At 47.6% G+C, this 24,984-nt stretch carries 24 protein-coding genes; all 24 read left to right on the forward strand.

Annotation, left to right across the window (positions count from 1 at the left end; genetic code table 11):
• Positions 1-506 precede the first annotated feature (506 nt).
• Positions 507-2,489, forward strand: coding sequence for an excinuclease ABC subunit UvrB (gene uvrB / locus ACXAFV_RS04635; protein ID WP_475124765.1), 1,983 nt, complete (start codon positions 507-509; stop codon positions 2,487-2,489).
• Positions 2,490-2,496: 7 nt separating this feature from the next.
• Positions 2,497-5,370, forward strand: a complete 2,874-nt coding sequence (gene uvrA, locus ACXAFV_RS04640; protein WP_475124766.1) for an excinuclease ABC subunit UvrA — start codon at positions 2,497-2,499, stop codon at positions 5,368-5,370.
• Between the two features lie 324 nt (positions 5,371-5,694).
• Positions 5,695-6,009: a magnetosome magnetite crystal formation protein family gene (locus ACXAFV_RS04645; RefSeq protein WP_475124768.1), complete on the forward strand. Its 315-nt coding sequence runs from the start codon at positions 5,695-5,697 to the stop codon at positions 6,007-6,009.
• A gap of 26 nt (positions 6,010-6,035) precedes the next feature.
• A complete protein-coding gene (locus ACXAFV_RS04650; protein WP_475124770.1) occupies positions 6,036-7,160 on the forward strand; it encodes a DUF4097 family beta strand repeat-containing protein in 1,125 nt (374 codons plus the stop codon).
• Between the two features lie 190 nt (positions 7,161-7,350).
• Complete coding sequence (locus tag ACXAFV_RS04655; RefSeq protein WP_475124771.1) at positions 7,351-7,554, forward strand: PspC domain-containing protein; 204 nt, start codon at positions 7,351-7,353, stop codon at positions 7,552-7,554.
• On the forward strand, positions 7,554-7,910 hold the full coding sequence (locus tag ACXAFV_RS04660; RefSeq protein ID WP_475124773.1) for a phage holin family protein: 357 nt from the start codon (positions 7,554-7,556) through the stop codon (positions 7,908-7,910). The genes ACXAFV_RS04655 and ACXAFV_RS04660 overlap by 1 nt, the downstream gene beginning before the upstream one ends.
• Before the next feature lie 99 nt (positions 7,911-8,009).
• Entirely contained in the window at positions 8,010-8,663 is a 654-nt protein-coding gene (locus tag ACXAFV_RS04665; protein ID WP_475124775.1) for an alpha/beta hydrolase, read from the forward strand.
• A gap of 464 nt (positions 8,664-9,127) precedes the next feature.
• Positions 9,128-10,063: an HPr(Ser) kinase/phosphatase gene (gene hprK / locus ACXAFV_RS04670; RefSeq protein WP_475124777.1), complete on the forward strand. Its 936-nt coding sequence runs from the start codon at positions 9,128-9,130 to the stop codon at positions 10,061-10,063.
• A 39-nt stretch (positions 10,064-10,102) separates the two neighbouring features.
• On the forward strand, positions 10,103-10,939 hold the full coding sequence (gene lgt / locus ACXAFV_RS04675) for a prolipoprotein diacylglyceryl transferase (protein ID WP_475124778.1): 837 nt from the start codon (positions 10,103-10,105) through the stop codon (positions 10,937-10,939).
• Positions 10,940-11,038: 99 nt separating this feature from the next.
• A complete protein-coding gene (locus tag ACXAFV_RS04680; protein WP_475124779.1) occupies positions 11,039-12,004 on the forward strand; it encodes a nucleoside recognition domain-containing protein in 966 nt (321 codons plus the stop codon).
• On the forward strand, positions 11,976-12,626 hold the full coding sequence (ppaX, locus tag ACXAFV_RS04685) for a pyrophosphatase PpaX (RefSeq protein WP_475124780.1): 651 nt from the start codon (positions 11,976-11,978) through the stop codon (positions 12,624-12,626). The genes ACXAFV_RS04680 and ppaX overlap by 29 nt, the downstream gene beginning before the upstream one ends.
• A complete protein-coding gene (locus tag ACXAFV_RS04690; RefSeq protein WP_475124782.1) occupies positions 12,623-13,162 on the forward strand; it encodes an acyltransferase in 540 nt (179 codons plus the stop codon). The genes ppaX and ACXAFV_RS04690 overlap by 4 nt, the downstream gene beginning before the upstream one ends.
• A gap of 437 nt (positions 13,163-13,599) precedes the next feature.
• A complete protein-coding gene (locus ACXAFV_RS04695) occupies positions 13,600-14,778 on the forward strand; it encodes a MalY/PatB family protein (RefSeq protein ID WP_475124784.1) in 1,179 nt (392 codons plus the stop codon).
• A 189-nt stretch (positions 14,779-14,967) separates the two neighbouring features.
• Positions 14,968-15,150, forward strand: coding sequence for a hypothetical protein (locus ACXAFV_RS04700; protein ID WP_475124786.1), 183 nt, complete (start codon positions 14,968-14,970; stop codon positions 15,148-15,150).
• Between the two features lie 263 nt (positions 15,151-15,413).
• Positions 15,414-16,607, forward strand: coding sequence for an ATP phosphoribosyltransferase regulatory subunit (locus ACXAFV_RS04705; RefSeq protein WP_475124788.1), 1,194 nt, complete (start codon positions 15,414-15,416; stop codon positions 16,605-16,607).
• Complete coding sequence (hisG, locus tag ACXAFV_RS04710; RefSeq protein ID WP_475124790.1) at positions 16,604-17,230, forward strand: ATP phosphoribosyltransferase; 627 nt, start codon at positions 16,604-16,606, stop codon at positions 17,228-17,230. The genes ACXAFV_RS04705 and hisG overlap by 4 nt, the downstream gene beginning before the upstream one ends.
• A gap of 31 nt (positions 17,231-17,261) precedes the next feature.
• Positions 17,262-18,536 carry a histidinol dehydrogenase gene (gene hisD / locus ACXAFV_RS04715; protein WP_475124792.1) on the forward strand — a complete coding sequence of 425 codons (1,275 nt, stop codon included), beginning with the start codon at positions 17,262-17,264 and terminating at the stop codon, positions 18,534-18,536.
• A gap of 54 nt (positions 18,537-18,590) precedes the next feature.
• Entirely contained in the window at positions 18,591-19,178 is a 588-nt protein-coding gene (gene hisB / locus ACXAFV_RS04720) for an imidazoleglycerol-phosphate dehydratase HisB (RefSeq protein WP_475124793.1), read from the forward strand.
• A gap of 3 nt (positions 19,179-19,181) precedes the next feature.
• Positions 19,182-19,820: an imidazole glycerol phosphate synthase subunit HisH gene (gene hisH, locus ACXAFV_RS04725; RefSeq protein WP_475124795.1), complete on the forward strand. Its 639-nt coding sequence runs from the start codon at positions 19,182-19,184 to the stop codon at positions 19,818-19,820.
• Positions 19,817-20,557 (forward strand): 1-(5-phosphoribosyl)-5-[(5-phosphoribosylamino)methylideneamino]imidazole-4-carboxamide isomerase, encoded by a 741-nt coding sequence (gene hisA, locus ACXAFV_RS04730; RefSeq protein WP_475124796.1) that lies wholly within the window; start codon positions 19,817-19,819, stop codon positions 20,555-20,557. Before hisH ends, hisA begins: the two co-directional genes overlap by 4 nt.
• Complete coding sequence (gene hisF / locus ACXAFV_RS04735; protein WP_475124797.1) at positions 20,551-21,309, forward strand: imidazole glycerol phosphate synthase subunit HisF; 759 nt, start codon at positions 20,551-20,553, stop codon at positions 21,307-21,309. Before hisA ends, hisF begins: the two co-directional genes overlap by 7 nt.
• Complete coding sequence (hisIE, locus tag ACXAFV_RS04740; RefSeq protein WP_475124799.1) at positions 21,306-21,953, forward strand: bifunctional phosphoribosyl-AMP cyclohydrolase/phosphoribosyl-ATP diphosphatase HisIE; 648 nt, start codon at positions 21,306-21,308, stop codon at positions 21,951-21,953. The genes hisF and hisIE overlap by 4 nt, the downstream gene beginning before the upstream one ends.
• Positions 21,954-22,381: 428 nt before the next feature.
• Positions 22,382-23,890: a tetratricopeptide repeat protein gene (locus ACXAFV_RS04745; RefSeq protein ID WP_475124801.1), complete on the forward strand. Its 1,509-nt coding sequence runs from the start codon at positions 22,382-22,384 to the stop codon at positions 23,888-23,890.
• A 115-nt stretch (positions 23,891-24,005) separates the two neighbouring features.
• Positions 24,006-24,953, forward strand: a complete 948-nt coding sequence (trxB, locus tag ACXAFV_RS04750; RefSeq protein ID WP_475124802.1) for a thioredoxin-disulfide reductase — start codon at positions 24,006-24,008, stop codon at positions 24,951-24,953.
• The last annotated feature ends 31 nt before the right edge of the window (positions 24,954-24,984 follow it).

The following is a 24,984-nucleotide window of genomic DNA, read 5'->3' on the forward strand; positions in this document are numbered from 1 at the left end:
TATTCACAGGTTTTTTTATTTTTTGTGGATAAAAATGATGTTTTCCACAATCCGTGATCACTTATGCACATAGTTACTCACAATCTGTGTGTATGATTTGAAGGCCCGTCCCAGAGTGCTTTAAAGCGTGAAAGTAAATGATAATCTTGTTGGAGGGCAGAAGTTGTCTGTTTCTGTCGAATTGTCGGTAAAACACCAGAATTTGTCCGCAATTTTTCATTTTTTGTTGGTAAATCGAAAAAATTGTCCGTAAATCTAATTTTTCGTCCGATTCGCCTCTGACTAATCATCTTCCCCCTCCTTATCCACATGCTCAATCACTCCAGAACATAAGATTCCTGTCCATATCCACAATCCATCAAATATAAACGAACTTTTGTTCGCTTTTCATTGGTTATTCCTGTATGATATGTGGTAGAATGTGTATAGATGAATGGACTGTGTTTATTATGTGAATAAATAGGTAAATAACAAGGTACGGATCCTTTATTATAGGAGGTTTCACGGTGAAGGAACAATTTCAGTTGAAGTCTAAATACAAGCCTGAGGGCGATCAGCCGAAGGCGATTGACAGATTGGTTGAAGGAATTAATGAGGGAAAACGTCATCAGACGCTGCTAGGAGCAACGGGTACCGGTAAGACCTTTACCGTTTCCAATGTGATACAAAAAGTAGAGAAACCGACATTGATTATTGCCCACAACAAAACACTTGCCGGTCAGCTTTACAGCGAATTCAAAGAGTTTTTCCCCGATAATGCTGTCGAGTATTTCGTCAGCTACTACGATTATTATCAGCCTGAGGCTTATGTTCCTCAAACCGATACATTTATAGAAAAAGACGCGAGCATCAATGATGAAATCGATAAACTCCGCCATTCGGCGACATCGGCTTTATTCGAGCGGAGAGATGTCATCGTCATTGCTTCCGTCTCTTGCATATACGGGTTGGGTAACCCGGAAGAATACCGGGAGCTTGTCCTCTCCCTCCGCACAGGAATGGAGATTGAACGAAATCAGCTCCTCAGGAAGCTTGTGGATATCCAATACGAACGAAACGATATCGATTTCCAGCGCGGGACGTTCCGTGTACGCGGTGATGTTGTGGAAATTTTCCCGGCTTCGCGTGACGAACACTGCATGCGGGTGGAGTTTTTCGGGGATGAAATCGACCGGATCCGAGAGGTCGATGCCCTGACGGGTGAAATCATGGGAGACCGTGATCACGTCGCCATCTTCCCGGCATCCCACTTCGTAACCCGTGAAGAAAAGATGCAGGTCGCGATTAAAAATATCGAAAAAGAACTTGAAGAGCAATTGGCGATCATGAAAGAAGACGGAAAGCTTTTAGAAGCTCAAAGGCTCGAACAGAGAACCCGTTATGATCTTGAAATGATGAGGGAAATGGGCTTCTGTTCCGGAATCGAAAACTATTCCCGTCACCTGACGCTGAGACCTCCAGGTTCTACACCATATACGCTTCTGGATTACTTTCCGGATGATTTCATGATTGTCGTGGATGAGTCCCACGTGACATTACCCCAGGTCAGGGGAATGTTCAATGGGGACCAGGCACGTAAAAAAGTCCTGGTCGACCACGGTTTCCGTCTGCCTTCTGCGATGGATAACAGACCTCTCCGATTTGAGGAATTTGAAAAGAAAGTACAGCAGCTCCTTTATGTATCAGCTACACCTGGTCCATATGAACTTGAACACAGCCCTGAAATGGTCGAACAGATCATCCGTCCGACAGGATTACTCGATCCCATCATTGAAGTGCGTCCGATCGAAGGGCAGATTGATGACCTTCTCGGAGAAATCAATGAACGCATCGAGAAAAATGAGCGTGTCCTCGTGACGACTTTGACGAAGAAAATGTCAGAGGATCTGTCAGCGTACTTAAAAGAAATCGGAATCAAGGTACAATATTTGCATTCTGAAATCAAGACGCTCGAGCGGATTGAAATCATCCGTGATCTGCGTCTGGGGAAATTTGATGTTCTCGTCGGAATCAACCTGCTTCGTGAGGGGCTTGATATCCCTGAGGTTTCATTGGTATCGATTCTCGACGCGGACAAAGAAGGGTTCCTCCGTTCAGAACGCTCCCTCATCCAGACGATCGGCCGTGCCGCACGTAACTCGAACGGTAAGGTCATCATGTATGCCGATAAGATGACCGATTCGATGCAGAAAGCAATCGACGAAACGAAACGCCGCCGTGAAATCCAGGAAGAATACAATGAGAAACACGGCATCACTCCGACGACGATCCAAAAGGAAATCAGGGATGTCATCCGTGCGACTCATGCCGCAGAAGAAGCCGGGGTTTACGAAGGGAAAGAGACAAAAGTTTCGAATATGTCGAAACCTGAGAGACAAAAACTTATTGCTAGCTTGGAAGTGGAAATGAAAGAAGCAGCCAAGGCGCTCGACTTTGAACGTGCAGCCCAGCTTCGCGACACCATTCTTGAGCTAAAGGCGGAAGGATGAAACAGGAATGGCTAAAGACCAAATTATCGTACAAGGAGCCAGAGCTCATAATTTAAAAAATATAGATATCAAAATTCCTAGAGATAAGCTGGTCGTCCTGACCGGTTTATCCGGGTCGGGGAAATCATCCCTTGCCTTTGACACGATCTACGCAGAAGGACAGCGGCGTTATGTCGAGTCGCTGTCTGCTTATGCACGTCAATTCCTGGGACAGATGGATAAGCCGGATGTCGATTCCATCGAAGGATTATCACCGGCGATTTCGATCGACCAGAAAACGACCAGTAAAAATCCGCGTTCAACAGTTGGAACGGTCACTGAAATATATGACTATCTCCGTCTGTTATTTGCCCGTGTCGGGAAACCGATCTGTCCGAATCACGGAATTGAAATCTCATCCCAAACAATCGAGCAGATGGTGGACAGGATCCTTGAGTACCCGGAACGAACTAAGCTTCAGGTACTCGCTCCTGTCGTGTCGGGACGCAAAGGCACCCATGCAAAAACGCTTGAAGACATCAAGAAGCAAGGTTTCGTCCGTGTCCGTGTGAACGGCGAGGTGCAAGACCTAGGAGAAGAAATCAACCTAGAAAAGAATAAAAAGCATACTATCGAAGTCATCATTGACCGTATTGTTGTAAAAGATGGTGTGTCAGCCCGCTTATCCGATTCATTAGAAACGGCTCTTCGTCTTGCAGAAGGCCAGGTCGTCATCGATGTGATCGGGGAGGAAGAGCTCCTGTTCAGTGAGCATCATGCCTGCCCTTATTGCGGATTTTCGATCACTGAGCTTGAGCCGAGAATGTTCTCTTTCAACAGTCCTTTTGGAGCATGTTCAAGCTGTGACGGCCTTGGCACGAAGCTTGAGGTGGACAAAGACCTCGTCATCCCGAACTGGGACCGCACATTCAATGAGCACGCGATTGCCCCTTGGGAACCGACCAGCTCACAATACTATCCATCCCTGCTGAAAGCGGTCTGTGATCACTACAGCATCCCGATGGATGTTCCCGTCAAGGATATTCCGAAAGATAAAATGGATAAAATCCTGAAAGGCTCAGGCAAGGATGAGATCTATTTCCGTTACGAAAACGACTTCGGTCAGGTGCGTGAAAATTATCTCCGCTTTGAAGGGGTCATGAAAAATATAGAGCGCCGCTACCGTGAAACAAGCTCGGACTATATCCGTGAGCAAATGGAGAAGTACATGGCGCAGCAGGACTGTCCGACGTGTAACGGCCACCGCCTGAAAGAAGAGAGTCTTGCAGTTAAGGTGGACTCGCTCCATATCGGGGAAGTCACTGCATTCTCAATCGAAGAAGCAGACCATTTATTTGCACAGCTTGAACTTTCCGAAAAAGATATGAAAATTGCAAGACTGATCTTAAGGGAAATCCGCGAGCGTCTCGGTTTCCTTGTGAATGTAGGTCTTGATTATCTGACGTTAAGCCGTGCTGCAGGAACCCTTTCAGGAGGGGAGGCACAGCGGATCCGTCTAGCGACTCAAATCGGATCACGCCTGACAGGTGTCCTTTATATACTGGATGAGCCATCCATCGGACTTCATCAGCGAGACAATGACCGATTGATTGATACACTCAAAAATATGCGTGACATCGGAAATACGTTGATCGTCGTCGAGCATGACGAAGATACGATGCTTGCAGCCGATTATCTGATTGATATCGGACCAGGAGCAGGTGTGCACGGAGGGGAAGTCATCTCAGCCGGGTCACCTGATGAAGTCATGGATGACAAAAATTCCTTAACCGGACAATATTTATCCGGAAAGAAATTCATCCCGCTTCCTCAGGAAAGACGCAAACCGGACGGAAGATATCTTGAAGTTGTCGGCGCCAAAGAGAACAACCTGAACAACGTGAAGGCAAAATTTCCGCTCGGTGTCTTTACGGCGGTCACAGGTGTTTCCGGTTCCGGGAAAAGTACGCTGATCAATGAGATCCTTCATAAATCCCTGGCCCAAAAGCTTCACAATGCCAAAACCAAGCCTGGTGAACACAAAGAAGTGAAAGGGATTGATCATCTCGACAAAGTAATCGATATCGACCAGTCGCCGATCGGCCGTACACCACGTTCGAATCCGGCCACCTATACAGGTGTGTTCGATGATATCCGTGACGTATTCGCTACGACCAATGAAGCTAAGGTGCGCGGATACAAAAAAGGACGATTCAGCTTCAACGTGAAAGGCGGAAGATGCGAAGCCTGCCGCGGCGACGGAATCATCAAGATCGAGATGCATTTCCTGCCTGACGTCTATGTACCTTGTGAAGTATGCCACGGAAAGCGATACAACCGTGAAACGCTTGAAGTGAAATACAAGGACAAGAATATTGCGGACGTTCTTGAAATGACAGTCGAGGATGCGGTGAAGTTCTTCGAAAACATTCCGAAAATCAAACGGAAGCTTCAAACGATCTTTGATGTCGGCTTGGGCTACATCACACTCGGCCAGCCGGCGACGACTCTCTCGGGAGGGGAAGCCCAGCGTGTGAAATTGGCTTCTGAACTGCATCGCCGTTCTACAGGCCGTTCCCTTTACATCCTGGATGAACCGACAACCGGCCTTCATGTCGATGACATTTCACGTCTTCTGACCGTCCTTCAGCGCCTGGTTGAAAACGGGGATACGGTACTCGTCATCGAACACAATCTGGACGTCATCAAAGCGGCCGACTACATCGTTGACCTCGGACCTGAAGGCGGGGACAAAGGCGGTACCATCATCGCCAGCGGAACCCCTGAAAAAGTAGCAGAAGCAAAAGGATCCTATACAGGTAAATATCTGAAACCGATCCTTGAACGCGACCGCGAGCGGATGAAGAAGAAAATCCGTGAGAAGGAAGAAGTCACGAGTTGATTTATGAGGAAAGAGAGTTAGGAGAAATCCTGCTCTCTTTTTTTGTGTAATTTTTTTCTGGATATAAGCTGATTCCAGCAGTTGATTGGAGTGGGAGACGAAGACTCCTGCGGGAAAAGCGAAGTCTTCCACGGAAATTAACAGCGGTATTCAAAAGTGGATCTGAATTTATCATCAAAACACATCCCCGTACCCACAAAAACTCAGACCTCAGATGGAGTAAAACTAAGAATGTCCTATGAGAAAATGATCACAGAAGGAATTTTCAAAGAATGAAACCTTTTAAGAAACGTATCGTAAATAATAGTAAAGGAGATGATGAAGATGGAGACCAACAAGATATTATCAGCGCTTTGCTATTTTAGTATATTTTTTGCAGGATTTATTTTTCCGATCATCGTATATTTCGTAACAGATAACCCGCATGTGAAGAAGGATGCCAAGGCGGCATTGATTTCTCACATCATACCGTTGATCGCTGTACCGCTTATCTTTGCAGGCATCTTTTTAGACATCGGCATTTTTGCCACGGGATCAGGCTTTCCGGTCTTTTTCTTCCTGATGATCGGTTTGTTCATATTGATAAATATCGTGATTGTCATTTGGAATGTGTACAAAGGAATCAAAGTACTTCTGTAATGAACTCTATGATAAGGGGATGAAATATGATGAATGAAGAACGCAAACGAATTCTCGATATGGTGGAAAAAGGGACGCTCACTGCCCAGGAAGCATTGACCCTTCTGGAGGCCCTTGATAAGAAAACGGAACCATCAAAGGAAAAAGAAAAGGATTTCCTCGATGAGTTCGTGTCCATTTTTCAGGATGACAAGAAGGGTGACACCAGCAACGGGTATAAATCAGATAAAACGAAGGATAAACTTCTTGATTTCATGAACACAGCCTTTTCTAAAATAAAGAACTTCGACTTCGATTTCCAGTGGAATCAGTCGGTTGAAGTATCGCATGTGTTCCATCAGCCGAACACGGCTTTCAAAAAGGTGGACATCGATGTCGCGAATGGGAAAGTGGAATTGATCCCGTGGGACGGCGAAGAGGTAAGGGTCGAGTGTCAGGCAAAGGTCTACCGCACGGAAGATCGTGAAGAAGCACGCAAGCAATTCATGGAGAACACCTCCTTTGCGGTCGACGAAGAAACGCTCTATTTCTCGACCCAGTTGAAATGGATGAAGGTAGATTCGAAGCTCTATATACCGAAACATCAGTATGATAAGGTATCAGTTCGGTTGTTTAACGGCGGCCTGAAAGCCGACCATATCGATGCTGAGGATTTCCGTGCAAAATCGGCAAACGGAAAAATCCATATCGATCATCTGACAAGTAAAAAAGCAGAGGTCGAAACATCAAACGGGGCCATCACGATTTTGAATGCCAAAGCAGAAAAAGTCGAAGCGGAATCCATCAACGGCAAAGTTCAGGTAGAAGGGGATATTCACTATACCGATGCCCAATCTCTGAACGGAAACATCGTCTGCGCCATCACCGGTGCAAAAGCCGACACGCTGCACGCGAAAACCGTCACAGGCAATGTCGACCTCTACGTACCGGGAACCATCAACATCGCAGGCGAAGCCAAATCAAATCTCGGCGGATTCAAGGTGGAGCTTGAAGGAATCGACGTCGTCGAGGAAAAAAATGAAGTCGTACAAAAGCATATCCGCTTTAACCGCAAGACAGATGCCGAAGAAAAGCTCCATCTTTTTGCAGAAACGAAAACAGGATCCGTTCTGATTAAAAAGGCAGAGGACAGGGATGTGTCTAACGTATAATCGTATCGTTTAAGCTCGGGGTAGAAGGGAATAAATATACTAAAGTTGTCCATACCTCTTTACCGTAAAAAACGCTTCAGCCCGAGCTTCATCTTTTTGCGGGAACAAACCATTCTTTTCTCATAAAATCAGGCGTGGAGAAGAATGTTAAGAAGGACAACGCATAAGATGAGAAGGAAGTGTATTCTATATGAGAAAACAATTAGTACGCTCAAGGTCTAATCGTAAGTTTGCCGGTGTGATCGGCGGATTATCCCGATTTACAGGAATTGATGCGACCATTCTGCGAGTGATCTTCATTATTTTATTAATTCCCACGGGATTCTTTCCGCTGGTCGTCGTTTACGGTTTACTGGCCTTTGTGCTGCCGAATGAGGAGGAAGCCATCAAATAATGAAATGGATTGTTGGCATTTTGATCAACGCAGTAATTTTTGTGGCATTGGCAGGATTTTTTGACGGGTTTAATGTATCAGGTTTCGGCTCGGCGGTCATCGCAAGCTTTGTCTTATCGATACTGAACGTATTGATCCGCCCGCTCCTGATCCTGCTCACGCTGCCGGTAACCATTCTGACACTCGGATTGTTCCTGTTTGTCATCAATGCTGTCACCTTGCTGCTGACAGACGGGATTATGGGTGACGCCTTCGAATTATCAGGTTTCGGAATGGCCTTTCTGGCATCGATTATCCTGTCCCTTGCCAATCTGATCATCCAAAAAGCTGTGTTAGAACCGAGAAATGAGAAATGAACTCCAGTCGTTAAGGGCTGGAGTTTTTTCTTTTAAGGTGAAAAGAGGATTTTCTCTTCGGAGACTAGAAATAGTTGGAAAGAAGAGGGGGAGTCACATATGAAGGTAACATCATCGAGTGTCACCGGTTTCAAAAACCTCGAAGTACCTTATCGATTACTAAGTACATCGGAGAATCCAACCGGTTTAGCCATATTCTTTCCGGGAATGGGCTACACCGTTATGGGACCGCTCCTTCACTATCCGACAGGTATGTTCCTCAATGAAGGATGGGATGTTCTGCATATTAACTATCAATATGATTCGAAAGAATATAAGAACCTGACAGATGAGGAATTCGATCAAGTGTTGTTGAGAGATTGTAAAAATGTAATCGATGCAGCTCTAGGGGAGGAAACATACGAATCTTTTATTCTTATTGCCAAATCAATCGGGACCATTCCGATGAGTAACGAACTGCAAAGAGAAATATTCAAAGACGCGAATGTCATCTGGCTGACCCCTTTATTAAAAGAAGAAATCGTCTATAAGGCTATGAAGGAGAGTCAGCATACAGGAATCTGCTTCATCGGAGACCGAGATCATCACTACGTCGAAGAGCGTTTTACCGGATTAAAATCAAATCATTATCTCCAACTTCACCTCATCCCCGGCGCCAACCACAGCCTGGAACAGGATTTTCAAGTGCTAAGATCAATGGACACCCACAAAGACATCATGGCAGCGATTGAAACTTTTATAAAAGAAGTGTAGTCAACCGACTACGCTTCTTATTTAATTCCAGATGATTGAAAACATTTATGCTTCAAAGATAAAGCCCGTTCCAGCAGTTGATTGGAGTGCAAGACGAAGACTCCTAACCGAAAAGCGGAAGGGCTTTGCTCAGAGGCGGGTGGCATAAGACGAATCGGTCACGAAGGCGTTCTTTGCCTTCTTGGTCGGTTTGGCTTATGACATGTGCCTCTAAGCCCTGCAGCTAGACAGTAAATAACCCTTAAAAATTTGCTATGAGGAGGCTCACGTGCTACCCGCGGAAAGCGAAGTCTTGCACGAAAATCATAAGCGGTATTATAGGAATTTTGCCATGTTAGATCGCAGCCTCTTCCATGAGAACCGACCCGCTTGCGCTTTTCCTCATAATTGCTAAAATAGGTAAGAGTAGAAAAAGATTCGAAGAACGAACGAAAAAGGCTACAGAATCGAAGGAGGAGCTTGCTTTGGCAAAGGTTCGATCGAAAGATATACTGGAAAAATTCAACTTGGAGCTTGTGGGCGGAGAAGAAGGATTACATAGACCGATCACAACAAGTGATATATCACGCCCGGGACTGGAGATGGCAGGCTATTTTAACTATTATCCTGCAGAACGGGTTCAACTTCTGGGGAAGACGGAACTTTCATTCCTTGAACTGCTGGATCCAGCGGAACGCAAGCGGAGAATGGAGGCGCTTTGCACGGATATCACACCGGGCATCATCATTTCCCGCGACCTGGAGATCCCGGACGAACTTGTGGAAGCGGCAAACCGCACTGACGTCCCGGTCATGCGATCCTCTATGAAAACAACCCGTTTTTCTTCGAGATTGACAAATTATCTGGAAAGTAAGCTCGCTCCTACAACAGCGGTACATGGTGTGCTGGTGGATATTTATGGGGTGGGGGTGCTCATCACGGGTAAGAGCGGCGTCGGTAAAAGTGAAACCGCACTTGAATTGGTGAAACGCGGCCATCGCCTTGTGGCGGATGACTGTGTTGAAATCCGTCAGGAAGATACCGATACACTGGTCGGCACCTCGCCCGAACTCATCGAGCATCTGCTTGAAATCCGCGGAGTCGGAATCATCAACGTGATGACCCTGTTCGGTGCCGGAGCTGTACGCAACTATAAGCGCATCACTCTTTGCATCAACCTCGAGCTTTGGGATAAAACAAAGCAATATGACCGCTTAGGTCTTGAAGAAGAAAAAATGCGAATCATTGATTCCGATATCACGAAGATGACCATCCCTGTCCGCCCCGGGCGTAACTTGGCTGTCATCATCGAAGTGGCAGCGATGAATTTCCGCCTGAAGCGAATGGGTGTCAACGCAGCCGAGCAGTTTACAAACCGCCTCTCCGATGTCATTGAAGACGGCGTGAACGAAGATATCTAAGAAGAAACCCATTTCATTTCATACAGGAGGAGCGAAACCATGAACCAATCGATCACACCCATTGATCCGATCGCATTCCAGCTCGGACCCTTGCAGGTACACTGGTACGGCGTCATCATCGGAGTTGGGATTGCACTAGGATTATATTTAGCGATATCGGAAAGCAAGCGGCTGGGGCTTCACCCCGATACGTTTGTCGATTTACTCGTTTGGGCGATCCCGATCGCCATCCTTTCGGCAAGAGCCTACTATGTCATATTCGAATGGGATTACTATTCTCAGAATCCCGGCGACATCATTAAAGTATGGAATGGCGGAATCGCGATTCATGGAGCACTGATCGGATCTGTGATCACCGCAATTGTTTTTGCAAAAATAAAAGGCATTTCCTTCTGGAAGCTGGCTGATATTGCGGCGCCGAGTATCATCCTGGGCCAGGCGATCGGCCGCTGGGGGAACTTCATGAACCAGGAAGCCCACGGCGGGGAAGTGACGCGTGCCTTCTTGGAGAATCTTTATCTTCCCCCATTCATTATCGATCAGATGTACATAAATGGGACTTATTATCACCCGACGTTCCTGTATGAATCGCTGTGGAACATCGCGGGCTTTGTTCTTCTCCTCGTCTTAAGAAGAAAAGTGAACCTGCGCCGCGGTGAATTATTCTTGTCCTATGTGATCTGGTACTCGATCGGCCGTTTCTTTGTGGAAGGGATGAGAACGGACAGCCTGATGCTGACGGAGCATCTGCGGATCGCACAAGTCATTTCACTTGTGTTGATTGCGATCGCTGCTGCACTGATCATCTATCGAAGAAAGTCAGGTATGGCCCGCCATGCCTATAGCGATAAAAGCAATGAAGAAGTGAATATGTAGATAGAAGCGGGTGCTGCAAGGAAAACGGCGGCCCCCTGTTTTTCTGAAATCCCGGCATAAAATAGTTAAAGAGACAAAAGGATAAGGGGAGAAGAGAGAATGTGGATGTCATCGATAAAAAATGGCGGCCTGACAGGCTTAAAGACAACATGGTCCCTGGGAAAAGTCATTTTTCCCATTACACTGATTGTATTTGTATTGCAATACACGCCGGTCCTGCCTTGGGTGATGGAAAAAATATCGCCCTTCATGAAGCTGATCGGCTTATCGGGAGACGCCGCCATTCCTCTTGTACTCGGTAATTTCCTGAACCTGTATGCTGGAATAGCGGGTATCCTGTCGCTGGATTTGACCGTCAAGGAAGTCTTCATCATTGCAGTCATGCTGTCATTTTCACATAATCTGTTGATTGAATCGACGGTTGCCGCCAAAGTCGGCGTGAAAATCTGGCTGATTGTCACGGTCCGGATCGGATTGGCCCTCATTTCAGCAGTCGTCATCAATCTCGTATGGAGAGGCGGCTCTGAGATGGCCCAATACGGTATGATGCCTCCACAGCAGGCAGAGCCTGAAGGGTGGGGAGAAATCCTTTTACTTGGACTCGAAAAAGCGGGCTACGGTGTGCTTCAGCTGGCGTTGATCGTCATCCCGCTCATGGTCATCATTCAGATCATGAAGGACCTCGGATGGATGGAAGTCTTTTCGCGCTGGCTTGCACCTGCCACACGCGCACTCGGGATGAATGCCAACACATCGACAACGATGGTGGCGGGACTCGTGATCGGACTTGCCTACGGGGCAGGCGTCATGATCCAGGCGGTAAAAGAAGACGGAGTAAGCAAGAAGGACGTTACGATTGCCTTCATCTTCCTTGTCTCCTGTCACGCAGTCGTCGAGGACACGTTGATCTTCATCCCGCTTGGAATCCCTGTCCTGCCGCTCTTGATCATCCGACTCGTCACGGCGATTGTGTTGACGATGATCGTAGCGTATTTCTGGAACCGCGCTGATGCAAAAAAAGAAAGGAAGAATCACTATGAGCAAAATTACAACAGTATTGTTTGACCTGGACGGAACACTGATCAACACAAATGATCTGATTATCTCTTCCTTCCTTCACACTTTGAATCATTATTATCCTGATCAGTACACGGAACGGGATGTGCTCCCTTTTATGGGGCCGCCTCTCGAGGAATCATTCGGAGGGTTGAATCCGGATAAAGTCGAAGAAATGTGTGCCCACTACCGTGCATTCAACCACGAGCACCATGACGAGCTTGTAACCGAATTTGAAGGCGTTTATGAAACGGTTGAAACACTTTACAAACAGGGTTTTAAGCTCGCCATCGTCTCAACAAAGGTGCGTCATGTCGTGCTGAAAGGGCTTGATTTGATGAACCTCCGCCAATTTTTCGACGTGGTGATCACCCTGGATGAAGTGGAGAACGCGAAGCCTCATCCGGAACCAATCGAGAAAGCCTTGAAAGAATTGGACGCTTTACCTGAGGAAGCAATCATGGTCGGGGACAACCATCATGATATTCTGGCGGGAAAAAATGCAGGCGTCCTCTCGGCAGGTGTCGCATGGAGTGCGAAAGGCCGCGAGCATCTTGCACATTACGAACCGGACTTCATGCTCGAAACGATGCCTGACTTACTAAAGGCGGTCGGAGTGCCGACAGCATGAGAAAAACGACACGCTACCCGGTGACAGGTGCCAATTCACTCTGGCATGTCTATAAAACCGTGCCATTCTGGAAAGTCGTCAGAAACTTCATCGTCATCCAGGCGGCGCGCTACACCCCGTTTCTCGGCATGAAGAACTGGCTGTATAAAACATTTCTGAGAATGAACATCGGTGAACAGACATCCTTCGCCCTCATGGTCATGCTCGACGTCATGTTCCCTGAAAAAATTTCCGTCGGCAAAAACACCGTCATCGGCTACAACACCACGATCCTTGCACACGAGTATTTGATCAAAGAATACCGCCTCGGTGATGTGGAAATTGGCTCGGAAGTCATGATCGGGGCGAACACGACGATCTTGCCGGGGGTGAAGATTGGCGACGGAGCCATCGTATCGGCCGGCACCCTTGTCCATAAAGACGTGCCGCCGGGAGCATTCGTCGGAGGAAACCCCATGCGTGTCATCTACACCAAAGAGCAACTCGCCGAACGCTGGCATGACGATGAAATTTATGGGTTGAAAACTGAAGATTAGATTGAAAAGCAAAGAAGGATTCCATGGAATCTGTCTTTGCTTTTTTTACTTAGGAGACAATCTTAATGATTGTGGGCGATTTTAGCTGGTTCCAGCGGTTGATTGGAGTGCAAGACGTAGACTCCTGCGGGAAGAGTAGCTTATGTGAGACTTGTCTAGCTCTGGGGCTTAGAGGCACATGCCATAAGTCAACTCGTCCAAGAAGGCAAAAAACGCCTTCGTGGACGATTCGCCTTATGCCAACCGCCTCTAGGCAAAGCCCCTCCGCTTTTCTACCCGCAGGCTTACCGAGGAGGCTCACGGGCTACCCGCGGAAAGCGAAGTATTGCACGGAAATCAATAGCGTTGTTTAACAGGCCATTACAATAAATTAACTATTCCCCCTCACCTCAATCTGTTATAAAGTAAGAACAGAGACAAACTGGGGGGCATGGGATATGAATTGGAATGATTGCATCGAGAGAACAAATACTCACTCTGTGAAATGGTCGTTTCCTGAAGAAGATGTCATACCGATGTGTATTGCCGACATGGATTTTCAGGTAGCGCCGGCCATCGTTGAGGCACTCAATCAAAAAGCCAGCCATGGCATTTATGGATATACAACTTTCAGCGACCGGTATTTTGATTCAATCGTATCATGGTGGAAAAAGCGGTTCGACATGGAGATAAACAAAGATTGGATTTGCTTCAGTCCGGGGATCATACCTGGGATCAACGTATTATTGTCAGTGCTGACGGAACCGGGAGACGGTGTCATCATCCAGGATCCTGTCTATTATCCTTTTTATAGTACGATTGAAAACCACGGCTGTTCAGTCATAAAGAATACATTGATGTACCAGGACGGTACCTATTTGATAGATTTTGACGATCTGGAAAAAAAGGCCAGTCAGCCAGAAACAAAACTACTCATTCTTTGCAGCCCTCATAATCCGGTCGGCAGAGTGTGGTCACATGAAGAATTAAAGAGAATCGGCGAGATCGCCAAACGGAATGATCTATGGATCATCTCAGATGAAATGCATGGAGACCTCGTCTACGGGGGGCATGAACATATGCCTTTATTTAAAGCGGAGGAAAGCTTGAGAGAGAACAGCATCCTTTGTGCAGCACCGAGTAAAACCTTTAATATAGCTGGCCTTCAAACATCCATTCTCCTCATTCCCAACAAGGAGCTCAGGGAACAGTACAATGAAAAGCTGACAGGTTTCGGCCTCATGAGACCGAATGTGTTCGGAATCGAAGGAACCATTGCAGCTTATGAGGAAGGAGAGCCTTGGCTAAAAGAGCTGTTGATGGTGCTTGAGGATAATAAGCAGTACGTCCTCAATTATCTGGATCAGCATCTGCCCGAGTTGAAAGCGATCGTGCCGCAGGCAACCCATCTGATATGGATCGACTGCAGGGAACTGGGGATGTCCGGTGAAGAACTGTGCGCCTTCTTCCTTGAAAAAGCCCGGGTCAAATTCGACGAAGGTTTCAAGTTCGGGGAAAGCGGACAATCTTTTGTCCGGATGAATATCGCTTGTCCGAAAGAGCGGATTGACATGGCGCTCAGAAGGATGAACCATGCCGTACTGGAGCATCGGAAGAATCGGCAATTAGTGAAATGATCTCGCTGGCAAAGTTTTACGTATAAGAATCGGATTGAAAATCGAATATTACGGGAAAAGGCAAAGATAGATTGAGAAAATCTGTTTTTGTCTTTTTGTTTTGTTAAAAAGCTTGGCAGTTCGATCAGCAAATGGCCATTTCTACGTTCGTAAATACTACAAAGCAGTTGTGGGAAGGTGAAAATGGGTTTGAAGAAGATTTTTCTACTGTGTCAGTTAGAAAAATTCACTGCTTCTATTGATAATTGCGCCGGTTTTTCAGGAATTGCGCCAGAAAAAAATGAATTGCGCCAGAATTTTTGTAATTGCGCTGCTTTTGGACTTATTGCGCAAGAATCCCATTTATTGCGCAACTTGTCGAAGATTCGTTGAACGCATGCACCCACGTACACATTTCACCACCTGTCGAATTTTCTCTAAGTCCCATACCCACCCAGCTCTTCTTCTCAACCCATTCCCCGCCAAAAAATCACCCCATAACGGTTGACGAATAAAACAAGAAAAGCTAAACTAACTAATAACTTTATTTTATTAGCACATTAGCGAACTAAAGGATTTCGGAATAATCAACTATTAGTAACAGCCCTTGTGATAGGGGAGAATAATCAATATTCAATTTGCCGAAGGTGGTTCTTATGACGAAGCTATTCATGTTCGAGAAGCCGTTGGGAATGAGAGACACATTTCCTGATTTATATGAGATAAAAGATGGTACGAAAAAGAAAATGGAAGGTGCGATGAAGCGCTGGGGCTACAAATTCATCGAGACGCCATCGCTTGAATACTACGAAACTGTGGGGGACGCGTCTGCCATCCTCGATCAGCAGCTTTTCAAACTGCTGGATCAGCAGGGGCACACGCTCGTACTGCGGCCGGATATGACGGCTCCCATCGCCCGCATTGCTGCATCAAAACTCCTGAAGGACAGGACGCCGCTCAGGCTTGCATACTCAAACAGCGTATTCCGCGCACAGCAGCGGGAAGGAGGACGCCCGGCGGAATTTGAACAGGTGGGCATCGAATGCATCGGGGATGACTCCGTCAGTGCAGACGCTGAAGTGATTGCGCTTATGGTGTCTGTGTTAAAGGAAGCGGGCCTCGACAATTTTAAAATATCGATCGGCCATATCGGTTTTGTTCAGGAACTATTCACTCAGATTGTCGGAACCGAAGAAAGAGCCAATACGTTAAGAAGATTTCTATACGAGAAAAACTATGTTGGATACCGTCAGCATGTGAACGAACTGACGCTTTCCTCCATCGATAAACAGCGTTTGTTCAGCTTTTTGAAACTGAGAGGGTCTGACAATGTATTCGGTGAAGCCCACTCCCTTTTAGAAGGCGAAAAAGGACTGCAGGCACTGGAACAGTTAAAAGAACTATGGAGCATCTTAAAAGATTACGGAGTCGAACGGTATATCAAATTCGATCTCAGTCTTGTCAGTCACATGAGTTACTACTCCGGCATCCTGTTTGAAGTGTACGGTGAAAATGTCGGGTTCGCGATCGGGAATGGCGGCCGCTATGACAAGCTACTCGAGAAGTTCGGCAAAACTTCCGGGGCGACCGGGTTTGGACTGCGCCTTGATTATGTACTTGAAGCGATGAGGGTCGAATTAACCTCATCCGAGCAGGAATGCGTGCTGTTCAGTGACGAACGCAGAAAAGAAGCGATCACGCTTGCATCAGAGCTTAGGAGCGAAGGGAAAGAAGTTGTCCTTCAGAACTGGAAGGGTGTCGGTGACGTGGATGAATTTACAAAAGGGTTCAGCAATGTTCACTTTGTCGTGGGACAGGACCGGAACGGAAATGGTGGTGAAAATCGATGAGCAGTTTGACGATTGCCATGCCAAAAGGCAGGATTTTTGAAGAAGCGCTTGAACTTTTAAGAAAAGCGAATTATGATCTGCCTCCGGAATTTGATGATTCAAGAAAACTGATCATCGAAGTGCCGCAGGAGGATCTGCGGTTTATTTTAGCAAAACCAATGGATGTACCGACGTATGTCGAGCATGGAGTCGCGGACCTTGGGATCGCGGGGAAAGACGTGATGCTTGAAGAGGAGCGCGATGTGTATGAACTGCTCGACCTCAAGATCAGCGGCTGCTACCTGGCTGTTGCAGGACTTACCGATACAAAAATGAACGATGTGGCTCCGAAAATCGCGACCAAATATCCGAACGTGGCTTCATCCTACTTCAGGGAACAAGGTGAGCAGGTGGAAATCATCAAGCTAAACGGTTCCATCGAACTTGCGCCGCTGATCGGCCTCGCCGACAGGATCGTCGACATCGTATCAACGGGGAGGACGCTGAAGGAAAACGGCCTCGTGGAATACGAAACGATAGTGGACATCACCTCAAGACTGATTGTGAACCCGGTCAGCTACAGGATGAAGGACGAGAAAATCGAGGACCTTGTGGCAAGGCTGACCCGGATTATTGAAGGTTAAGGAACTTTTTTTATAAAGGCTGGTGGAATGAATGAAGATTATCAGAGAGGTCGAAGGTGCGTCGATTAAGCGCTCAGTCGACAGCGGAACCGAAGAACAGCGCAAAGCCGTTCAGGAAATCATCGCAGCTGTCCGTGAAAAAGGGAACACCGCCCTGACTGGATACACTGAAAAATTCGATGGGGTTTTAATAGAGGATCTCAGCGTATCCGAAGAGGAAATCGCTAATGCCTTTGCGGACATGGACACGGAAATGATCAAAGTAATCCAGGAAGCGGCAGATAATATCAGGGCGTTCCATGAAAAGCAAAAGCAGTCCTCCTGGTTCACCACTCAGCCGGACGGCACGATGCTCGGACAGAAGCTGACTCCCCTTGATTCGGTCGGAGTGTATGTACCGGGTGGAACGGCGGCATACCCATCTTCCGTATTGATGAACGTGATGCCAGCAAAAGTGGCCGGGGTCGAACGGATCTCGATGGTCTCGCCGCCTGGAAAAGACGGCAAGCTGTCACCGGGCGTGCTCGTCGCCGCAAAGATCGCCGGAGTGGAGGAAATCTATAAAGTCGGCGGTGCCCAGGCAGTGGCCGCATTGGCGTATGGAACGGAGACGATTTCTCCGGTTGATAAAATCACCGGTCCAGGGAACATCTTTGTGGCACTCGCCAAACGGGAAGTGTTTGGAGACGTGGATATCGATATGATTGCCGGTCCGAGTGAAATCGTCGTGCTGGCGGACGGAGACCAGCATGCGGATGAAATAGCGGCAGATTTGTTGTCGCAGGCTGAACATGATGCACTGGCATCTGCGGTTCTCATTACGACATGTGAAGAACTTGCCGAAAACGTATCGAGGGAAGTCGAGCGGCAATTATCGACGCTGCCACGCGAGGACATCGCCCGGCAGTCCATCGGCGATTTCGGGGCGATCTATGTGGTTACCGATATGGAAAAGGCTGTTGAGCTGGTCAACCGGCTGGCCCCTGAGCACCTGGAAATCCTGACGGCAGATCCGTTCGAAACGATGGCCGGGATACGCCATGCCGGAGCCATTTTCCTGGGACGATACAGCTCGGAACCGGTCGGCGACTATTTTGCAGGACCGAATCACGTATTGCCGACAAACGGGACGGCACGATTCTCAAGTCCCTTGAACGTCGATGAATTCATGAAAAAATCAAGCATCATTTCCTACAGCGAAAGAGCACTGAAGGAAAATGTAGATAAAATAGCGAAACTTGCGCGGCTCGAAGGCCTCGAAGCCCACGCCCGTGCAGTCGAAATACGATTCAAAAAGAGGGACTGACGCTTTAGTGCGCTAAACGCCCGTCCCTCGGTACTTTAAAGGAGTGAAGCAGCGATGGAGAGAAGAGCGGAGATTGTGAGGAAGACGAATGAGACGGATATCCGTTTGAGTTTTGGAGTAGATGGTGAAGGGAATTCGGAGATTGAGACGGGTGTTCCGTTCATGAGCCATATGCTGGATTTGTTCACGAAGCATGGCCAGTTTGACTGCAAGATCGATGCGAATGGAGATACGGAGGTGGATGACCACCACACGACGGAGGATATCGGGATCTGCCTTGGACAGGCACTCGTGAAGGCCCTTGGCGACAAGAAAGGCATCAAGCGTTACGGTTCGGCGATGGTTCCGATGGATGAAGCGCTGGCAACGGTCGTCGTCGATCTCAGCAACCGTCCGCATCTGGAATTCAGGGCGGATCTTCCAAGCCAGAAAGTCGGTACGTTCGACACAGAAAACGTCCACGAATTCCTTTGGAAGCTTGCGCTTGAGGCAAGGATGAACCTTCATATCATCGTTCATTACGGCCACAACACGCATCACATCATAGAGGCGATATTCAAGGCACTCGGCCGTGCGCTTGATGAAGCGACGACCATCGACCCGCGGGTCAAAGGAATTCCTTCCACAAAGGGGATGTTGTAACTCATGATCGGCATCGCAGATTACGGAATGGGAAATCTGTTCTCAGTCAGCAAAGCGCTCGAGCGGCTGAACGTCCCTTATTTTATCAGTGACGACCGTGAAAAACTGCTCGAAGCAGACGGTTTGATTTTACCTGGAGTCGGCGCCTATAAGGACGCCATGAACCTCCTAGAGTCCACTCATCTGAAAGAGACGATCCTGACCTTTGCAGACAGCGGAAAGCCGCTGCTCGGGATTTGCCTCGGGATGCAGCTTCTTTTTGAAAAAAGTGAAGAAAACGGCCGTACACCGGGCCTCGGCCTGCTTCCCGGCGAAGTCATCCATATCCCCAAGCGGGACAATGAAGGAAACGAATATAAAGTCCCTCATATGGGATGGAACCATCTTTCGTTTAAAAAAGAATCCCACCTTCTTGACGGATTGGTAGAAGGCTATGTCTATTTCGTTCATTCCTACTATGTACAAGGTTCTGAAGAAGTACTGACAGCGACTGCAGACTACGCAGGCGTTGAAATCCCGGCGGTCGTCAGCAAAGCTAACATTTACGGTATGCAGTTCCACCCTGAAAAAAGTGGACAATTGGGCATGCAGCTACTGGAAAACTTCACAAAACGAGTGAAAGAATCGGAGGCAGTCTCATGAGTTTTACAATCTATCCCGCCATCGATATGCGCGGCGGAAAATGTGTACGATTGATTCAAGGCGACTACAATCAGGAGACGGTCTACGGCGACTCCCCTTTTGATATGGCAAAAAAATTCTCGGATGAAGGCGCGGAATGGATCCATATGGTCGATCTCGACGGAGCAAAGGAAGGCACGCGGATCAACGATGAATTCGTCGTTGCCGTTGCTGAAAAACTGGACGCCAAAGTCCAAATCGGCGGAGGGATCCGTTCGGCAGAAGATATCGAGCACTATCTCAACCAGGGTGTCGACCGCGTCATCATCGGCAGCATCGCTGTGTCCAACACGGCATTGGTGAAAGAATGGCTGGCGGCATACGGCGGTGACAAGATTGTGATAGGACTCGACGCCAAGGATGGCTATGTCGCCACGCACGGCTGGATCGAAACATCCTCCTTAAAGGCGGTCGACCTAGGAAAAGAATTGGCTGCAGCCGGAGCGGAAACGTTCATTTTCACCGATATCGCGACAGACGGCATGCTTTCCGGACCGAACGTCGAAGCGGTAGTCGAGCTTGCCAGGGAAACGGGAAAATCAGTCATTGCATCCGGAGGAGTCAGTTCTTTGGAAGACCTGGCTGCTCTAAAAAAATTGAGTGAGCAGGGAGTTTCCGGTGCAATTTGCGGAAAATCTCTTTATACCGGCAAGTTCACTGTCGCTGAAGCGCTAAAAGAGGTGAAGGAATCATGCTGACAAAACGGATCATTCCCTGCCTTGATGTAAAAGACGGACGTGTAGTAAAAGGCGTTCAATTCGTGGAACTGCGGGATGCCGGAGACCCGGTTGAGCTTGCCAAAGTCTATGATAGACAGGGTGCAGATGAACTTGTCTTTTTAGATATATCGGCTTCCCATGAAGGCAGGAAAACGATGGTCGAAGTCGTCCGGCATGTGGCGGCGGAACTCGCCATCCCCTTTACAGTCGGCGGGGGCATCAATGCTGTTGAGGATATGAAAGCTATTTTAAGAGCCGGTGCCGACAAGGTTTCCTTGAACACTGCAGCCGTTCTGCGCCCTGAACTGGTCCGTGAAGGGGCACAGTATTTCGGATCACAATGTATCGTGGTCGCAATCGATGCGAAGTTTGACGCAGAAAGCGAAGGCTGGAAAGTCTACACGCACGGCGGACGAAAGCTTCGCGACCTCGATGCAGTGGAGTGGGCCAAGCAGGTTGAAGAGCTTGGTGCCGGAGAAATCCTGCTGACATCCATGGACAGCGACGGAGAGAAAAAAGGATTCAATGTTGCGTTGACGAAAGCTGTAAGCGAGGCTGTCTCGATCCCGGTCATCGCTTCGGGCGGAGCCGGCAATGCAGAACATTTTAAAGAAGTGTTTACTGAGGGGAAAGCCGATGCAGCCCTCGCAGCGTCCATTTTCCACTACAAAGAAACGAGCATAGAAGAAGTGAAGAGTTACCTTAAAGAGCAGGAGGTGCATGTACGATGACGAACAACGACTGGATTAGTGACGTAAAATACGATGAAAAAGGCCTGGTGCCGGCAATCATCCAGGATGCGGATACCAAGGAGGTCCTGACGTTGGCTTATATGAATGAGACATCTTTGGCGAAGACGCTTGAAACAGGCGAGACCTGGTTCTACTCACGGTCCCGCCAAGAGCTCTGGCACAAAGGCGGAACGAGCGGCAATACGCAGACGGTCAAGAGCATCGTCTGGGATTGCGATAAGGATGCGCTTCTCGTCGTCGTGGATAAAAAAGGCCCGGCCTGCCATAAGGGTGAGGAGAGCTGCTTCCATGAGAAGGTGTCCGAAGATAGCACCACCCGACCTGAGACTTCTGAGTCTGAGGAAAACATACTGCTGACGCTTGAAGCACTCATCGCCGACCGACAAAAAGAACGTCCGGAAGGCGCCTACACCACCTACCTGTTCGAAGAAGGAGTCGACAAGATCCTGAAAAAAGTAGGCGAAGAGGCATCCGAAGTGATCATCGCGGCGAAAAACAGGGACGCAGAGGAACTGAAATGGGAAGTGGCAGATCTGCTCTATCACGTATTGGTGCTGCTGCGCGAACAGGAACTTCCGTTGGAAGAAGTCCTCGGGGTTCTTGTGGAGCGGCATAATAAATAATGATTTTTGGAGAGGGGCGGGCCTTCAGTCAGTTGAAGCCCGTCCCTTTTATGTGTTTTCTGAACGAAATTGATAAGATTTCTTTTGAGATGGATCTGAATGGTATGATTTCCTCAAAATTGTTCCTGAATAGTGGAGGTCTGCTAGAGTGTATTCTTTATTGAAGAGCGGGATTGCGCCTATTTCTATATAATTGCGCCGGAATCCAGATTATTGCGCCAATTTCCACATAATTGCGCCGGAATCCAGATTATTGCGCAAGAATCTTGATAATTGCGCCGCATGTCGAAAAATCCCTGTCTTCATCAAACCTCCTCCCCCTGCATCCCCCGACGAAACTCCCACCCCCTCAAAATATGGTAGTTTAGTCCAACTATGTTGTATGTTATACTATCTTAGTTATACTATGAACGTTTCGGAGGACTTTGATGAGAAAAGGGTCAAAATTAAGAAGTGAGCAAGCTAAGGTGTTGTCTTTTGTCCCGACAGGTGAGTATTACTACAACAAGGGAATGAAAGCTTATCAGCGCCGCGAGCTTAAGCGGTCGTTAAAATATTTGAATAGAGCGTTTCAATTGGAACCTTTAGAGCCGATGATTGCGTGTCAGTTATCGATTGTCTATACAGAGCTTGGCGAGTTCAAGCACGCGAATGAATTGCTGAATGAAATCCTTAACAATCTGGATCCGCATATGACGGAATGCCATTATTTTTTGGCCAATAATTATGCGCATTTAGGGTTGTTCAAGGAAGCGTATGACCATGTGAGCGTTTATCTGGATAAAGAGGAACATGGCGAGTTCATCGAGGATGCCGAGGATCTCCTTGAATTGCTGGAACTCGATTCCGATCTGACTGTGGAAGATTTATATGAACACGATGATTTGATCATGCAGCAGGAGAAGGCAAAGGACCTGCTGGAATCAGGTCATTTTCAAAAAGCCGTTGAGACTTTGAAAAAAGTGATCGAAGAATATCCGGAATTCTGGTCTGCTTATAATAATCTTGCACTTGCGTATTTCTACTTGGGTGATGTCGATCAAGCTTCTGCCACACTTGAAGAGGTGCTCGAGAAGAATCCGGGAAATCTTCATGCGCTTTGCAACACGGCTGTTTTTTATTTTTATCAAAAGAGGAATGCCGAACTGGATGAGTTGGTCGCGGGGCTTGAAAAGGTCCGTCCGTTACTGCATGAACATCGTTTCAAGCTTGGGGCGACCTTCGCATTGATCGGTCAATCCGAAAAAGCATATGAGTGGTTGAAGTCGCTGCAGAAGATCGGGTTTGAAGGAGATGCGAGCTATTACTATTGGCTGTCCCATTCAGCATATGAAACCGGGCACCATCAGACAGCGCGCAATGCCTGGAAAAAGGTTATCGAGCTCAACCCTGAAAAAGAGGGGAACGAGCCTTGGAATGATAACCGTGCTTCAGGATTTGAGAATCACGTCACATCGATTTTAAAGAAGCTTCAAAGTGACTATACAGAAGAGAAGCTATTCGGCCTTTTCCTTACTTCCGTGTCGGAACATCAGAAGTCGGTGCTTACACATGCCGATTTTTGTGAGGTGGAGGAACTGTCGATTGTCGAAAAGGTGTACCTTGCCCATGTACTGAACACCAATGGGAATACCTCGATGAAGGTGAATCAGGAAATCAAGAATATGCATGAGGTCGCGCTTCATCTATATGATTCCCATCACCCGATTTCAAGCGTTGATTCCGGTTTGTTCCTTACATGGTTCACGGTTGCATACCGGGGCTTGAAAGAGCGTGAGACATTCAAGAATACAAAAGCATTTGCGGCGGCAGCAGACTATGTATGGAACCGCCTTAGAAATGAAAAGGTGACAAAGAAGCAGGTGTGCGACAGCTACAGTGTTTCTGCAAGCACGCTGACTAAATATATTTCCGTGGTGGAAAGCTACCTTCCATGAGCATATTTTTGGACGATACAACCCTGTTTTTTATAGGATAGGGATAGACAGTAAATACTATATAGGGAATATAAAAAACTTGCTTAGAAGAACGTATCGGAAGGAGTAATTTAGAATGTCAGAAGAAAAAATCTATGACGTCATTATCGCCGGTGCCGGTCCTGCTGGAATGACCGCGGCTGTATATACGTCACGTGCAAGCCTTTCAACGCTGATGCTTGAAAGAGGTGTGCCGGGCGGACAAATGGCAAACACGGAAGAAGTGGAAAACTATCCAGGCTTCGACCATATACTTGGTCCGGACCTGTCGAATAAAATGTTTGATCATGCGAAGAAATTCGGTGCGGAATACGCATACGGAGACATCAAGGAAATCGTCGACGAGGGCGATTACAAGCTTGTCAAAGCGGGATCGAAGGAATACAAGGCACGTGCTGTCATCCTTTCAACAGGTGCCGAATATAAGAAAATCGGCGTGCCTGGTGAAAAAGAACTTGGCGGACGCGGAGTATCTTACTGTGCCGTTTGTGACGGGGCATTCTTCAAAGGGAAAGACCTTGTAGTCGTAGGCGGAGGAGACTCTGCAGTCGAAGAGGGCGTGTACCTCACAAGATTCGCGAACAAAGTGACAATCGTTCACCGACGCGACGAACTTCGTGCGCAGAAGATCCTTCAGCAGCGTGCATTCGATAACGAAAAAGTTGATTTTATCTGGAATCACACAGTGAAGGAAATCAATGATAAAGAAGGCAAGGTTGGCAGCGTCACGCTTGTTTCAACTGAGAACGGCGAAGAAACAGACTTCCAAACGGATGGTGTCTTCATCTACATCGGAATGATTCCATTGACGAAACCATTCCAAAACCTTGGCATCACCAATGACATGGGCTACATCTTGACCAATGAACAAATGGAAACGAAAGTCCCTGGTATCTTCGCAGCAGGCGACGTACGTGAAAAAGAACTTCGTCAAATCGTTACGGCAACAGGTGACGGAAGCATCGCGGCTCAGGCAGCCCAGCACTATGTAGAAGAATTGAAGGAAAAAGTTAAACACGTTTAATAGATAAAGCCTTGGGAAACGAACCCCAAGG

Source organism: Rossellomorea sp. ABR4_012 (genome assembly GCF_056159545.1).